This is a genomic window from Halostella pelagica, assembly GCF_004762015.1.
Classification (GTDB): domain Archaea; phylum Halobacteriota; class Halobacteria; order Halobacteriales; family Natronoarchaeaceae; genus Halostella; species Halostella pelagica.
In genome coordinates, this window is the sequence record NZ_SJES01000002.1 from 308,503 (window position 1) to 323,858 (window position 15,356).

Genomic DNA, 15,356 nt, shown 5'->3' on the forward strand with positions numbered 1-15,356 from the left:
TTCCGTATTATATCTTTCATATAGTCAAATATAAAGAACCACATTTGGAGAGCATGAAAACTATCTATCATTTCCGACCTCGGAGAGTATTACACAAATAGGTTCGTAAAGCAGTTACCGGATGGGGACAGCGGTTTACGACCCGACCTCGGCGACGCGGTGGTGGTCTATCTCCAGTGCATCCGCGTCCTCCGTGAGTAGCGCGACCACGAGGAAGTCGACGTACGTCTCGACGTACTCGACGAGCGCCGCGATGCGGTCGGAGTCGATCGGTTCGAGAGCGTCCACGAGCATGAACGGGACGTTCTCGTACACGTCGTGAACGAGGTATCCGGCCAGTGCGAACACGAGACCGGTGACCTCACGTTCGCTCTCACTCAGGTGGTTGACGGTGTCCTCGTACGCGACGCCGCTGTCACTGCTGCGGACGACGTGGAGTTCGAAGGCGTTCTGCTGGACCGTTCGACGGCCCTCCCTGATCTCTTTCTCGACGATTTCGATCCATATCCGTTCGATGTTCTCGTAATCGAGGATAGTCAGCACTTCGTCCATATGCTCGTTGAACTGTTCGACTGCGTCCGCCTCGATCCGGTCGATCTTCGTTCTGAGGTCGACCAGTTCCTCTTTGATCTCCTCACGCTGGTCCTCGAGGACGGATTTGCGCTCGAACTCGGACTCGATCTCGTCTATCTCGGCGGCCACTTCGTCGCGCTGGTTCTCCAGTTTCCCGAGTTCGTACTCCAGTTCGTTCGCGGTTCGGTGGAGGTCAAGCACCTCCTCGTAGGTTTCCGATTCGAGTTCCTCGACCTCGGTTTCGAGGCGTTCGACGTCGTCCATCAACGACTCCTTACGGCCGGTCAGGCGTTCGATATCCTTCTCGGTCTGATCGATTTCGGTGTCCGTCCGTGCCAGGCGTTCCTGTACCCGGTCGAACTGCCGCTGCCGTTTTTCGAACTCGCTTTGTCGCTGCTTGTACTCTTCGAGTTCGGATTCGAGGTCGCCTTTGGTGTCGTGTTTCTGTCGCCGGAGGTCTCTGAGGTTTTCGAGCGTGTTCTCGATCCGTTCTATCTCCACTTGCGATCCGCACGTCCAGCAGACTGTCTCTTGCTCACCCTCCAGCAACTGATCGGTGAGTGCGCCCTTGTCGCCGCCGCCGTCCGGAACGGTTTCGATAGCAGGGTGTTTCCCCTCGTTGGCCTCGTCGATCATCTTCTCGTTGAAGCGGATCGTGTTCTGGAGTTCACTGATCTCGGCGTTGACTGACTGCTTCCGCCGTCGGAGGTCCTCGACGTGGTCCTCTATGTTCTCTAGCTTCTCGTCAGGTACCGCTTCGATAGACTCCTCCCGCTCTTCCAGTTCGCGACGTTCCTCTTTCAACGAGGTCAGGCTCTCGCGTTTCGTTTCGATGTCGTATCGGACGTCCTCCAGTTCGGACCGGATGTCACTGAGCTCTGAGAGCTTTTCGTCGAGTTCGTCTTTCTCTTCGCGTTGGTCCTCGACCGACGCGTCGACCTCTTCGAGGTCGTTTTCGGCCGCCTGGAGTTCCTCGCGTTTCGCTTCGATGTCGTCCTCTATCGACTGTTTTCGTTGTTCCAGGTCCGGGAGTTTCCGTTTCAGCGATTCGACCTCGTCGAGTTCGTCGTCCAGTCGAACCTTCTCTTCTTGCAGGCGTTCGATATCGTTCTGGATCGCCGCCGTATCTACGGGACGCATGATGATTTCCCGCAGATCCGCGTCCGTCTCGACGGCCCGGCGCGCCTCGTTCGACTTCAGCAGGAACGCAAAGAGGTCCGCGAGGTCGGGGTCGTCGAGATACTGGTCACCCTCTGCGACGACATCCGATCCGGCGCGGGTGAAAGACCGTTCGTACGTTTCGCCCTGAAGTTCGAGTTCTACGCGCCCTTCGTCAGCGTCGCCCTTGAGCGATACTTCGTTGCTGCCGAGTCCGGCCATGATCGCCCGGAGGAATGATGTTTTATTCGATGCGTTAGGCCCCGCGAGAACCGTCACGCCAGGTGGTAGCTCCGCTTTCGCGGACTCGATGCCACCGATGTTTTCGATAACGATATTAGCCGTTCCCATACCTCGTTTAACGCATCTACGACACTAATAAATTCTGATTCGCCCTGCCCAGTTCGATAAACGGGTCGTTCGCACCGGTTATCCTGCGCTTTATCCGCTATCGAACGGGTTCCTGTCTGGTCGAAGGCGACGTACTTCGTGGATATCAGTCGCGTCTGCTCTACGACCCGGAGACGGTGTCTATCGAAGCACTGCTAACGCACTTTTTGGTGACAGGCAGCGGGGCCCGAGATTTATACTGAACGAGATGGTACTTACGGCGATGAAATCCTGGATCGACGGATACGATGCGCGGGACTGGCAGACCGCGACTGAGGGAGAGATCCGATACGCGCTGCTCGGTCTCGGATGGTGGACGATAGACGTTGCACTCCCGGCGATAGAGTCATCGGACCTCGGAGCGGCCACCGTACTGGTAAGTAGTTCGACTGGCAAAGCGGAACGCCTTGCGGACGAGAACGGCGTCTCCAGAGGCATTAGTTACGACGAGTTCCACGAGGGCGAGGCGAGCGAGGAGTACGACGCGGTTTACGTCGGGACGCCGAACGCGTACCACCTAGAGTACGTCGAGACGGCTGCGGACCTCGGCAAGGCGGTCCTCTGCGAGAAACCCATGGAGGCGTCGGTCGAGCGCGCCGAACGGATGGTGGAGGCCTGCGAATCGGCGGACGTGGCGCTCATGATCGCTTACCGGATGCAGACGGATCCGGCGGTTCGACGCGCCCGCGAGTTGATAGAGGACGGGTTCCTCGGCGATCCCGTCTCCGTCTACGGCCACAACAGCCAGCCGCTCTTGGAGATGATCCCCGACCCCGACCAGTGGCGGCTCGACCCAGACGTTAGCGGCTACGGTACTTCGGTGATGGATCTCGGGATCTACTCGATCAACACTGCGCGATACCTCCTGCGGCGGGAAGCAGTCGCCGTGGAATCCCGCATGGCGTCGCGTCACGAGGCATTCTCCGAGGTGCCCGACGAGCGGGCATCGACGATGATCGCCTTCGAGGACGACGTTCAGATGGTCTCCACGTCGAGTCAGAACGCCCACTCCGACACGCAACTGACGATCACCGGGACCGAGGGACAGGTCGAACTGCGTCCCGCGTTCCACGGCGATGCGACGTTGCACCTCTCCCGAGGGGACGTGTCAGTCACGGTAGATCACGACGGGTTCGACGCCGAGCAGGAGATGGAGGCGGAGTTCGATTACTTCGCGGACCGCCTGCTTGGCGACGGCGATATCTACCCCGACGGCCGGCACGGGTTAGCGGATATGCACATCATCGAGGCCATCCACGACTCTGCCGACAGCGGGGAGACTATCGAGCCGTGACCTCAGTCCGTAAAACCTGCTCCTATTAGTTCTCGGATAGTGATAAGTGTGCGCTTTAGACAGCCAGGTAACCATCAATGCTTGCTCTACTCGCTCCGAGCTGTACGGTGTGATCCTCTACGAGCGGCCGTCGCAGCTACTCACAGCAGGGAACTGCGAAACGCTACGATCGGTTCAGGCCTGGAGTTCGTCCTCCAGATCGCCTTGTTCGTCGAGTTCCGCGAGAATGTCACTTCCGCCGATGAACTCGCCGTCGACGTACGTCTGTGGGATCGTCTCCCATCCGCTGTGGTCTTCGAGTGCCGCGCGGTATTCGTCGAGCGCATCGAGCGTGTTTACCGTCTCCACGTCGTCCCGATACTGGTTGATCAGGCCGAGCGCGCGACGGGAGAAGCCACATTGGGGCATGAGTTCCGTCCCTTTCATGAACAGTACAACGTCGTTCTCTTCGATGGCGGCGTCGACGCGTTCGCTGACTTCTTCGGCCGAAAGATCGGCTTCGGGTTCGAATCCCATGCGCACTAGTGATGCGTACTCGAATAAATGGCTACCGGCAGAGGATCACTCCGGAGCGTCCGCGGGCGTGTACGTCTTCAGTTCCAGGGCGTGGATGTCCGTCGTCATGTGGTCATCGAGCGCGTCGTACACCATTTCGTGCTGGTCGACGAGCGACTGATCCTCGAAAGCCGGGGAGACGACGACGGCCGCCAGATGGTCGTCGTCCTCCGGTCCGCGCGGTTGAGTTACGTCCGCGTCCGCGTCAGGAACGTTCGATTCGATTATCCGTTCAATATCGTCGAGTTCCAGGTCCATGACGGAGCAGACGGGTCGGAGCGAAAAAACGTTGCCTATCGGGCCCGAGTCCCGCAAGCGTACTGCGGACGAGATCGAAAGGGCACGACGAGAAATCACCGACGAGGGCAGAGGCGGTGAAATATAAGGTAGATAGATATAATTCGGGATCTGATTGGTATGTCGAGAACGCCCGCGAGAAACACCACGGCCGTGGGTGAAACGACAGCGAAAAGAACCGCGGGGTCAGTCGAAGTGCGGAGCGACTTCGGTACCGAGGCGTTCGATGCACTCCGTCATGGTCTCAGTGCCTATCCCGGGGTGGTACGTCCGGAAGATGAAGTGAACGTCGTCGCCGAGAGCATCGCGGTACGTTTCGAGTTCGTCGATCACCTGCTCGGGGGTGCCGAAGATAGCCTGGTCTTTCAGTTCCTGTTTCCGCTCGTCGGATAGCTCGTCGACCGTCTCGCCGGAGAATATCTCCGCGTACCGACGCTGGATGAAGAAGTAACCGTCGCGCATCTGTTCCCAGGCGTCTTCTTTCGAGTCGCCGATGAACCCGTGTTGAAGTACGTAGACGGTGAAGTCGTCGTCGAGACCCTCTTCCTCGCGAACGCGTTCGAGGTCCTCTTTCCGCTTGCGGACCCCCTCGACCGAGAGCGAGGACGGTGCACACCAGCCGTCGGCGGTTCTCGCCGCTCGTCGGACTGCGGGTTTTGCGGCACCGCCCAGCATGATCGGGGCCTCCCGCTCCGGTTTCGGCGTGACAGTCACGTCCGGATCGATGTCGTGGAACTCCGATTCGTACTCCAGCGGTCCCTCCGACCACGCGTTCCGAACGACTTCGACGGTGTCAGCGAGGCGTTCCGCTCGTTCCTCGATCGGAACGCCGAACGCCTCGAACTCGTCCGGGTTCGATCCGATAGCGAGGCCGAGCGTCGACCTCCCTTCCGAGAGCAGGTCAACCGTCGCAGCGTCCTCTGCGAGGCGGACGGAGTCATAAAGCGGCGCGAGTCCGATACAGGTCCCGATCTCGATGTCAGTCGTCTCGGCGGCGAGCGCCCCGAGCGACGGCATGGTTCCGGAGAGATAGCCGTCCTCCATGAAGTGGTGTTCCGAGACCCAGGCGCTCGCGAGCCCGGCGTCTTCTATCTCTCGGGCGAGCGTCAACATTTCCTGATAGATCGTACCCATCGACCGGTCGTCGTCAGGCCGCTGCTGACAGGTGAACAACCCAGTGCCGATTTCCATACGTAATAGTGCAGATCGACCGTAATAATAGTTCTGAAGGCACACTTCGTGTAGAGACGGCGAAACTCGACCCGCTCCGTCCGCCCCAGATCCGAAAGAGCGACATCGCGAGATCGGACACAGTATTACAGAGATAATCCTGTAAACGAACCCGTACTCCGCGTGAAAATACGCCGTCTATCGCCCCGTACCGCAGGTCTTCGGCTGTATCAAACGCAGTAGCCGACGACAGCCTGATTCGAAAATATCGAATAGAACGGTGATTCGATCGCCTGATGTCGAGTCCGTAACGCAGAGTGAGAAGGCGTCCTGACCGGATGATCGGGGTCGACAGCCCTGAGAGATGCGTCGGCACAACGCCTTCCCTAGGACGATACATACAGATCACTACAATATTTGTCCGAGCTATTCGAAGGATGTGCGAGTTAACATATACCAACTGTTTGGGGCGTCGGCGTTCCCGCTCGAACAGGATCGGAACCTGCCGGAATAGGAAGGATATTGACGTCGGCGGCCGAACGCGTACCGTATGCGAATCGCGTTACTCGGAGGGACTGGTGATATCGGTAAAGGACTAGCGCTTCGGTTGGCGCGCGACACGGCCCACGAGGTCGTCATCGGATCGCGGAAAGCGGAGAAAGCCGCCGCGGCGTCGGAGGAGTACGTCGAGCGACTCGGCGACGACCTGACTGCCGACCTCGCGAGCGCGGCGAACGCGGAAGCCGCTTCCGGCGCGAACGTGGTCGTCGTCTGCGTCCCGCCGTATCACGTCTCGGACACCGTCGAAGCCGTCGCAGACGAACTGACCGAAGACACCGTCCTCGTCACGCCTGCAGTCGGAATCGACCGGGACGACGACGGCTTTCACTACGACCCGCCGTCCCACGGAAGCGTCGCCGAGTTGGTCGCCGACGCCGCGCCCGACGAGGTACCGGTAGTCGGTGCGTTTCAGAACCTCGCGGCCGGCGCGTTGACCGATCTCGACCACGAACTCGGGTTTGACGTCATCGTCACCGGCGACGACGACGACGCGAAGGCCACAGTCCTGACGCTGGCCGAGGAGATCGACGGCCTGCGAGCGCTTGACGGTGGTTCGTTGCGAAACAGCGCCGAGGTCGAATCGATGACCCCGCTACTGATCAACCTCGCGATGGAGAACGACGGAATGCACGACCTGGGCGTCTCGTTTCACTGATCCCAGACGGGGAGAGGGTATCGCCGCGTTAGCCGGCGTCGCCGACGGGGTCGTGATCTCTCACACGGTCCGACCCCCACTTGTTCGGAGCGCAAACATTATTGCCGGGATCCGAGAAGTAACCGTAGGATGGATTCGATCAACCCCGCTACCGGTGAGCATCTCGAAACGTACGAAGAAGATGGTCCCGACACGGTCGAAGCGAAACTCGGGACCGCGGTGAAGACGTTCGAAGACTGGCGCGAGCGCCCCATGCGAGAGCGGGAGGAACTGCTCGCGGCGGCCGCCGACGTCCTTCGCGAGAACGAGGACAAGTACGCGAAACTGATGACCCGCGAGATGGGCAAGCCCATCTCGCAGGCACGCGGCGAGGTGCAAAAGTGCGCGTGGGTCTGTGATCACTACGCCCAACACGCGAGCGCCTACCTCGAAGCCGACCATCACCCGAGCCCGCCCGGGTCGAACGTCAGGACCGTTCACGACCCGCTCGGACCGGTTCTTGCGGTGATGCCGTGGAACTACCCCTTCTGGCAGGTCATCCGGTTCGCCGCGCCGTATCTGACCGCCGGCAACGTCGGGCTTCTCAAGCACGCGTCGAACGTTCCCGGCTGTGCGCAGGCGCTCGAAGAGGTCTTCCTCGAAGCGGGCTACCCCGAGGGCGTCTTCCAGACGCTCATGATCGGGTCGGGGGCAGTAGACGACGTGCTCGAAGACGACCGCGTTCGCGCGGCCACGTTGACCGGCAGCGGTCCGGCGGGCCGGGCCGTCGCCGCGACCGCCGGCGAGTCGCTGAAAAAGACCGTGCTGGAACTCGGCGGAAACGACCCCTTCATCGTTCTCGACGATGCTGACATCGACGAGGCGGTGGAAGCGGGCGTCCTCGCCCGCAACAAGAACGGCGGACAGTCCTGCATCGCCGCGAAGCGGTTCATCGTGCACGAAGCCGTCTACGACGAGTACGTCGACCGGCTGATAGCGGCGTTCGAGAGCCAGACCGTCGGCGACCCGATGAACGAAGCGACCGACGTCGGCCCGCAAGCCGACCCGGACCTGATGGCCGAACTTCACGACCAGGTCGCGGCGAGCGTCGACGCCGGCGCGACGCTCCGGACCGGCGGCGAACCCCTCGACCGAGACGGCGCGTACTACCCGCCGACCGTCCTCACGGAGATCCCCGACGGCTGTCCCGTCGATACGGAGGAGACGTTCGGACCGGTCGCCGCCGTGTACGAGGTTTCCGACGAGGAGGAGGCCGTCTCGCTCGCGAACGACAGCCCCTTCGGACTCGGCGCGAGCCTCTGGACGGCGGACCGCGACCGCGGCCAGCGCCTCGCCCGCGATATCGAGGCCGGGTGCGTGTACATCAACCAGCTAACGAAGTCCGACCCGCGCGTGCCGTTCGGCGGTATCGGAGACTCGGGCTACGGCCGCGAACTCTCGGAGGCCGGTATCAAGGAGTTCGTCAACCGGAAGACGGTCTGGGTCGAGTAGGCTGTCAGCCGGGCGGGTGCGCACGGTCACAAGCCGCTGCGGCCGGTCTGCTTCGGCGGCGCACCCGCTGACGGTTCGACTGGCACAGAAGAGATAGACAACAAAACGGAAACGTCACCGAAACCGTAACAGCACCGGCCGCGTCGTCACTGCGTCTGCGAGTACTGGTCGACCCACTCCTGGAGACTGATCCCCATCGCAGCCTGCGTGATAGCGTTGGAGGACGCGGAGTTCGCGCTCTTGACGAGTTCCGCCTCCAGCGTTCGCGTCGGCACCTCGCCGATGAAATGCGGGATGGCGCGCTGGACCGACAGCGGACAGCCGACTTCGTGAGCCAGCGCGTACCCGGATATGGAGTGCGGGATCTCTTCGGTCGCGTACTCCGGGTCCGTCCCATCGAGGACCTCCTCGTCGACGTGGTCGACGTACTCGTAGCATTTGCCGACGTCGTGAAGCAAGCACGCGGCCCGTACCACGTCCATGTCCGGGTCTGCGCCGTGGAAGTCCCGCTGCTGTTTCGCGGCATCGACGGCGATGCGCGTAACGCCACGGACGTGTTCGACGTTCGTTACCTCGTGGATGTTCCAGGCGTACGGAATGTCGAAGATATCCTGCCATCCGCCGCGTTCGAGACCGAGACGCCACGCTTCGACGACCTTGTCCCGGAGCACCTCGTCGTCGATGCCGTCTAGTTCCGGAAACGCCTCGCGGATCTGCGCCTCGTGATCCGTCATTTTACGACTCGTCTTTCTGGACTGTTTCTTGCCCGATAAACCGGGGGCGCTTCTCCAGAGCGAGGAAGTTGTCCACGTCTTCCCGTGCTTCCTTTGCCTTGCCGCGGTCGGGGTCGTAATCGCGCGACCCCTCGCTCCCTAACGCGTCGTAAAGCGCGTCCTTGTCCTCGAAGTACAGTTCGGCGATGCCGTCGAACTCGGCGTTCTCCGGGTCGGTCGGCAACACGGTCGCGTACCGAACGACGCCCTCTATCTCGCGGGCGATCGGCGTGTGGTTGTTCTGCCAGTAGTCGACGAACTCCTCGTGGCTCATTCCGTCCTGGCGCACGAGGAACGCGGAGTGTTTGTAGAGGTCGGTCGTATCGCCGTCAGTTTCGTCTTTCTGGATGATCTCCTCGCCGATGACTCGGGGTCGTTCCTGCACGTCGAGGAAGTTGTCCACGTCATCGCGGGCCTCGGCCGCCACCTCCTTCGTCGGGTCGTAATCCCGGCTTCCGGGACTCCCGAGCGCCTCGTGAAGGTCGTCGAGGTTATCGAAGTACAGTTCAGCGAGGCCGTCGAACTCGGCGTTTTCCGGATCTGTCGGGAGAACTGTTTGATACCGCGTGACGCCCTCGATGTCGCGGGCGATCGGCGTGTGATTGTTCTGCCAGTAGTCGACGAACTCGTCGTGGCTCATCCCGTCCTTGCGGACGAGCAGGGCTACGTGCTTGTACATGCGTTCACGATCCTAATCGCTACGCCGTATTATAAATCATGTGCCTTCCATCCCTTCGAATCCGTCGACAGACACCGAACAGCGCTTGTCGTCGCGAGTTCGCTAATGGGTGGATCGCTGGAGGGGTTCGCGGGACAGCCACGCGAGCTATCTGAACCAGTTACAGCAGAGATAGCTGCGAAACAGTTATGCTCGAAACAGCTACGCCAGAGAGCGTAACAGACCGCGCAGTTCAGCAGTCGATCTGTGTGATCTCCTCGACGGGCCACTGGCTGAGGATCTCGACGCCGTTCTCGCGGACGACGACCATTTCCTCGACGCGGACGCCCTGATTGTCCGCGGGCTGCATCGTCTCGACGGCCATCGTCATCCCTTCCTCGATCTCGATGGGATGGTCCGGCGAGAGACCGCGCCAGATGAGCGGCTGTTCGTAGAGCTGCAGGCCGAGCCCGTGGGCCCAGTGGTTGGTCGTCATCTGCCAGAACTCGTCGGCGTCGTACCAGTCCATGTGCTCGCCCTCCTCGTCGGGGAACCCTTTGCAGATCTCGTCGGTCGTCGCGCCGGGTTCGATGCGTTCGAGCACGTCGTAGAGGTCGTCACGCGCCTTCTCGTAGGCGTCTTTCTGCGCCTGCGACGGTTCGCCCATGGAGAACGTCCGGTAGTAACAGGAGCGGTAGCCGAGGTAGCCGATGTTGTAGAAGTCGGCGTAGACGATGTCGCCCGGGCGGATCATCCGGTCGGTCGTGTTCGCCTGGTGTTTCGGCCAGGTGTTGGGTCCCGAGGTGACGTAGCCGCCCTGTGCCATCGCGCCGTGTCGCCAGATCTCTCGGACGGCGTCGCCCCAGACTTCGGACTCGCGCTTGCCCGGCTTGGCGTTGTCGACGATCTGCTGGAACCCGGCCTCGCAGATGGCCGCGACCATCCGGAGGCACTCGATCTCGTCCTCGGTCTTCACTTTCCGGGCGTCGTGCATCACGTCGACGCACTCCTTGGTCCGGACGTCGACGCCGTCGTTCTCGAACGCGGAGATGAGTCCCTGATTACCCACGTCGAGCCCCATCGGAGCCTTGTCGACGCCGTACTCTTCCATTGCCTCGTAGACGAGGTCGGCCATCTTCTGTTTGAGCCAGGTCCGCGCCGAGTCGCGCCCGGATGCTCGCGGGACGTTACCGAGACCGGGGCAGGCGTACCGGATGTCGTTCAGCCACGGGCAGTTGAACCGCTGGTTCGACGCGTGGTCTGCGGTGTCCCAGTGGACGACATCTCCGTCCTCGGTGAGGAGCGTGTAGTGGTCCGCCCCGGACCCGCCGGTCATCGCCAGCCCAGTGACGTAGCGGATGTTCGGGTCCGAGACGAGGAGCATCGACCCCATCTCGGAGTCCTGTAGCCGCGAGAGCGCCTTCTCGTATCGCTCCTCGCGGAGACGCTTGACGTCTATCCGTTCCTCCCAGTCGACCGCCTGCGTGCCGCGGGTGCCTTCCATGAAGTCCCGCTCGTACAACGACATGAGTGATACATCTCCGTTGCTCTACTAAGAACCATCGGTCTGGACAATTCCGCGGGACGATCCGTCAGTTCCGGGCGTCGAACGCGACAGTCAAAAACGGAGCCGAGAGCGCGTCAGTCGTCGTCAGACGCACGTTCGTCCGGTATCCGCCGCGACGAGACGCTGCCGCCGCGGGTCCGTCCGAGGTCCATGATCTCCTGGATGTCCGGATCGAGGTCCTCGTAGGTGTTCGTCGACGTCACGAGCGACACGGCGACGAACACGACGTATCCGATGACCATCGCAAGCTGACCGCCGAGGATACCCATCGGGAGGCTCAGGCTGAGATACTCCACGCCGTAGGCCAGAACGAGCGTGAGGCCGAGACCGGTAAGGCTTCCCCAGAGAGCGCCTTCGGCGGTCGCGCCCTTCCAGTTGTAGGCGATCGCGACACAGGGGAAGATGACGGCGGCGAAGATAGCCCAGCCGGCTGCACCGAGCACGAAGATGAGCCCGGGGAACGTCGCCGCGAGGAGCCCGGCGGCGGCGAGGATGGCGATCGTCGTGACCCGACCGTACAGGACCTCCTGACCGTCGGTGAGGTCCCGGTCGAGGTGTTCGACAAAGTAGTCGTGGACGACGGCCGCCGAACTCATGTTGAGGAACCCGTTGCTCGTCGACATGATGGCGGCGATGACCGATGTAAGGACGAACGCGACGACGATGTCCGGCGCGAACTCGACGAGCGCGAGCGGCAGCGCCGCGTCGGGGTTCCCGGGATCAGGGATCTCCCCGCTGAGGATCCCTGCTCGGACGAACGGCGCGGCAACCCAGTACAGCGCGGTCAGCATGTAACTGAAGGCCGTGATCAGCGCGCCCCACTTGAGAAGCGAGACGTCCTTGATCATGTAGAACTTCGTCGTCGCGTGGGGCTGTCCGGCCACGGTCAACTGGATGACGATGACGGACAGCAAGAGTCCAATCCCGGCGATACCGTCCATCCCCAGGAGCGTGAAGTTGAAGAACTCGGGCTGTTGCGTCGAGATGGTGCTCACCATCGCGTCGGTCCCGCCCGGATAGTTCGTGATGATGAAATAGGCCGTCAGGATCGCTCCCATCACCATCATGGCCCCCTGGATCGCGTCGGACCAGATCGCCGCGAGCATACCGCCTACGACCGTGTAGAAACCGACGATGACGAGGCCGATCAGCAACGCTTCGAAGAAGTTGACCGGGAGGATGAGCGCCCCGATAATCCCTAACGCCGCGTACTGGGCCGCGAGGTAGCCCATACTACCGAGGATCACCGACGCGATACCGAGGAGACGCACCCGTTCGTCCTCGAACCGGTAGTACATCGCGTCCGGGGCGGTCATCGCGTTGCGGAGTTCGCCGAGCATCCGCATCTTCCGCCCGAGCAACCAGTACGAGAGGACGAACCCGAACGGCGTCCCTGCGGCGACGAGCATCAGGTACTCGGGTCCGAGCAGCGAACCGGTTCCGGTCACGCCGATCATCCCCCACCCGCTCTGGATCGACGCGAACATCGACAGCGCGATGACGATGAGGCCACCGCGGCGACCGGCCGCGAAGTACTCCTCCTGGTTCGTCTGGTACCGGGAGGCAACGATGCCGATCCCGATCATCAGGAGCGAGAAGATGACGAGAAACAACACGGCGGTCTGGGAGTAGTATTCGACTCCTATCTCGCCGCCCCAGGTCTGAAGCGGCGCGAGCGACGAGGCCGTCATCCGCTCACCTCCGTGACCTGCTCGTCGTCCTCCGGGCCCTCCGTTCGGTCTGCCGTCTCAGTCCTGTCGACGTCTTCGAACGTGAGCGCGAAGTAGAGCGCGAAGGCGATCACCGACCCCGCGAGCAGCAGATAGATCTCCAGAACGGGAGTCGGAAATCCGAGCAGATACAGCATCTTCATTGACCTCCGAGCGAGCGCCGCGATTGTTTGTTACGCCGTGCCGGATAATGACGACAGTCAACGTTTACCATACAGTTCGAGAGACATAATGTATATTAATAAAACTTCCTCCGTTATCAGGCCAGAGTATACGTCCATATGGAAAATTGCCCAGGTTTTCCAACCCAATAGTGGTGTTAGTTCAACATTTCTCGAACAGCGCGTTCGCCCTCGTGGATCGCTTCCATGATCGTTCGCGGCGCGGCCGCGTCGCCGATGATCTCGACGCGGCGGTCGTCGAGTGCACGCCAGAGGTCGTCGTTCGCACGGTGAAAGCCCGCGAGGACGACGCTGTCGACCCCGTCGATCCGCACCGACTGCCCCTGTTCCTCTAACAGGACATCGGGCCACTCGATCTCGCTCACCGTCGCGAACGTGTGGAGGTCGACCGGGTTGTCCAGCGAGAACAGATCCGCGTGGAGTTTCGACTTGGTCGGCCCGGTCAGATCGCTCGCCGGTTCCGCGCCCGGCATGACGAAGTGGACGTCGCACCCGTCTTCGGCGAGCGTCTTCGCCGTCCCGATACCTTTCCAGTGGTGTTCGCCGTCATCGACGACGACGACGCGGTCGCCGGGGTCGCTCGCAGCGCCGTCCCCTTCGCCGAGAACGTCGGGACTGTGGAGGATCCTCGCGTCGTCCCACCCCGTAACGTCCGCTCGTCTAGTCCCGAAACTCCGGTAGCCGCGGGGGAAATCAGGCGGGCTGGATCCCGTCGCGACGACGACTGCGTGAGGGTCCTGCTCCTCTACTAGCTCCGCTGTCACTTCGGTTCCGGTTTCGACCGTCACGTCCTCTCGCTCCAGCGCCGTCTCCAGCCACATGATCGGTTTCTCGAACTCCTCGCGGTTGGATATCTCCTTCGCCGACCGGACCTGCCCGCCGAGTTCGTCGTCGCGCTCGTACAGCGTCACCCGGTGTCCCATCCGCGCGGCGGCCTCCGCGGCTTTCATCCCGCCCGGACCGCCGCCGACGACGAGGACGGACTTCGGGTCATCGGTGTGTGAGAGCGTCCCCATTCCGAGTTCGTCCTCGAACCCCGTCGCCGGGTTGAGGACGCATCGACACTCCGCACCGTCGTAGATGCGTTCGATGCATCCCTGGTTGCATCCCATACACTCGATGAGTTCGTCGAGTCGGCCCTCCTTCGCTTTGTTCGCGATAGCGGGGTCGGCGATGTGACCGCGGGTCATCGAGACGAGATCCACGCTCCCCTCCGCGAGGAGACGGTCCGCGTCTCGCGGGTCAGTGACTCGCCCGACCGTCGCGACAGTGACATCCGGATAATCGGACTGGACGGTCTCGGCGATCTGGTTCGCCAGCGGCGCGTACAACTCCTGTTCGTGTTGCATATCGGGGATGATGTAATCCTGTCTGAGATACGTCCCCGCTTTCACGACCAGATAGTCGACCTGTCCGGTGGCCGCGAGTCGGCGAGCGACTTCGGTGTACTCGTCGACATCCATCCCGCCAGGTGCGAAATCCTTCGCGTTGATCTGCAGTCCAACGACGAAGTCGTCACCGACGCGCTCCCGCGTCGCATCGAGCGTCTCGCGGACGACCCGAAGTCGGTTTTCGAGACTCCCGCCGTACTCGTCGTCGCGGTCGTTGGAGTACGGCGAGATGAACTGCGAGAGGAAGTAGCCGCCGTAGCCGGAGTGGATCTCCACGCCGTCGAAGCCACCCTGCTGAATCACTTCGGACGTACGTGCGTACGCGTCGACGATCTCACTGATCTCGTCGGAAGTCAGTTCGTGGGGCATCTCCCCGTTTACAGGGCCGGGGATGTCGCTCGCCGAGAGCACCGGTTGCTCGGACTGGAGACTCGTTATCTGTCTGCCGTAGTGGAGGTTCTGGCAGATGATCTTCGCACCCTCGTCGTGAACCGCGTCCGTCAGTTCCCGTAGCTGCGGGGCCATCGTCTCGCCGTCCCACCCGCAGATCGCGCTCCCGCTCATCGACGACGGATGGTTGGCGAGATAGGCCATCACGATGAGACCGATACCGCCTTTCGCGCGTTCGACGTAGTAATCGATCAGTTTGTCCGTTATCTCCGTGCCGCTGGCGTAGTTCGTCGTGTGTCCGGTCATCATCAACCGGTTCCGGAGATCGACGTTCCCGATAGACGTGGATTCGAAGAGTTCCTCGAACTCGTGTTCGTTGGGGGTATCGTCGGCTAATACCGCCTGATCACTGTCCATAATCGTTCGAGATTCCACGACGATCTTTAATAGTAGTTTGGGACACGGCAACAGTCATCAATGAGACGGAGCCGGATAGAGAGACAAGGACACGGCACCAGTAT

13 protein-coding genes are annotated in these 15,356 nt (G+C 61.6%); 3 read left to right on the forward strand and 10 right to left on the reverse strand.

The features are described from left to right. Window positions 1-135: 135 nt before the first annotated feature. Window positions 136-2,082 carry an archaea-specific SMC-related protein gene (locus EYW42_RS06005; protein WP_135534348.1) on the reverse strand — a complete coding sequence of 649 codons (1,947 nt, stop codon included), beginning with the start codon at window positions 2,080-2,082 and terminating at the stop codon, window positions 136-138. Between the two features lie 262 nt (window positions 2,083-2,344). On the opposite strand from EYW42_RS06005, the gene gfo6 reads away from it, so the two are divergent. Continuing rightward, window positions 2,345-3,415 (forward strand): D-xylose 1-dehydrogenase Gfo6, encoded by a 1,071-nt coding sequence (gene gfo6, locus EYW42_RS06010; RefSeq protein WP_135534349.1) that lies wholly within the window; start codon window positions 2,345-2,347, stop codon window positions 3,413-3,415. Window positions 3,416-3,589: 174 nt separating this feature from the next. On the opposite strand, the gene EYW42_RS06015 is transcribed toward gfo6, so the two are convergent. The 3 genes from EYW42_RS06015 to EYW42_RS06025 form a co-directional block, all read right to left on the reverse strand. Beyond that, window positions 3,590-3,931 (reverse strand): glutaredoxin family protein, encoded by a 342-nt coding sequence (locus tag EYW42_RS06015; protein ID WP_135534350.1) that lies wholly within the window; start codon window positions 3,929-3,931, stop codon window positions 3,590-3,592. Window positions 3,932-3,976: 45 nt separating this feature from the next. After that, window positions 3,977-4,228, reverse strand: coding sequence for a BolA family protein (locus EYW42_RS06020; protein ID WP_375137123.1), 252 nt, complete (start codon window positions 4,226-4,228; stop codon window positions 3,977-3,979). Between the two features lie 225 nt (window positions 4,229-4,453). Then, window positions 4,454-5,458: an LLM class flavin-dependent oxidoreductase gene (locus EYW42_RS06025; RefSeq protein WP_135534351.1), complete on the reverse strand. Its 1,005-nt coding sequence runs from the start codon at window positions 5,456-5,458 to the stop codon at window positions 4,454-4,456. Window positions 5,459-5,987: 529 nt separating this feature from the next. On the opposite strand from EYW42_RS06025, the gene npdG reads away from it, so the two are divergent. Beyond that, window positions 5,988-6,653 carry an NADPH-dependent F420 reductase gene (gene npdG, locus EYW42_RS06030; protein ID WP_135534352.1) on the forward strand — a complete coding sequence of 222 codons (666 nt, stop codon included), beginning with the start codon at window positions 5,988-5,990 and terminating at the stop codon, window positions 6,651-6,653. A 129-nt stretch (window positions 6,654-6,782) separates the two neighbouring features. Then, window positions 6,783-8,144: an NAD-dependent succinate-semialdehyde dehydrogenase gene (locus EYW42_RS06035; RefSeq protein ID WP_135534353.1), complete on the forward strand. Its 1,362-nt coding sequence runs from the start codon at window positions 6,783-6,785 to the stop codon at window positions 8,142-8,144. A 146-nt stretch (window positions 8,145-8,290) separates the two neighbouring features. On the opposite strand, the gene EYW42_RS06040 is transcribed toward EYW42_RS06035, so the two are convergent. The 6 genes from EYW42_RS06040 to EYW42_RS06065 form a co-directional block, all read right to left on the reverse strand. Further along, the gene (locus EYW42_RS06040) at window positions 8,291-8,878 is read right to left on the reverse strand and encodes an HD domain-containing protein (RefSeq protein WP_135534354.1); all 588 of its coding nucleotides are present in this window, start codon (window positions 8,876-8,878) and stop codon (window positions 8,291-8,293) included. A gap of 1 nt (window position 8,879) precedes the next feature. Further along, a complete protein-coding gene (locus EYW42_RS06045) occupies window positions 8,880-9,596 on the reverse strand; it encodes an EthD domain-containing protein (protein WP_135534355.1) in 717 nt (238 codons plus the stop codon). Window positions 9,597-9,828: 232 nt separating this feature from the next. Further along, window positions 9,829-11,097 carry a M24 family metallopeptidase gene (locus tag EYW42_RS06050; protein WP_135534757.1) on the reverse strand — a complete coding sequence of 423 codons (1,269 nt, stop codon included), beginning with the start codon at window positions 11,095-11,097 and terminating at the stop codon, window positions 9,829-9,831. Window positions 11,098-11,216: 119 nt separating this feature from the next. Then, a complete protein-coding gene (locus tag EYW42_RS06055) occupies window positions 11,217-12,833 on the reverse strand; it encodes a sodium:solute symporter family transporter (protein ID WP_135534356.1) in 1,617 nt (538 codons plus the stop codon). Continuing rightward, complete coding sequence (locus EYW42_RS06060; RefSeq protein ID WP_135534357.1) at window positions 12,830-13,009, reverse strand: hypothetical protein; 180 nt, start codon at window positions 13,007-13,009, stop codon at window positions 12,830-12,832. Before EYW42_RS06060 ends, EYW42_RS06055 begins: the two co-directional genes overlap by 4 nt. A 182-nt stretch (window positions 13,010-13,191) precedes the next feature. Then, entirely contained in the window at window positions 13,192-15,252 is a 2,061-nt protein-coding gene (locus EYW42_RS06065; protein ID WP_135534358.1) for an oxidoreductase, read from the reverse strand. Window positions 15,253-15,356: the final 104 nt, after the last annotated feature.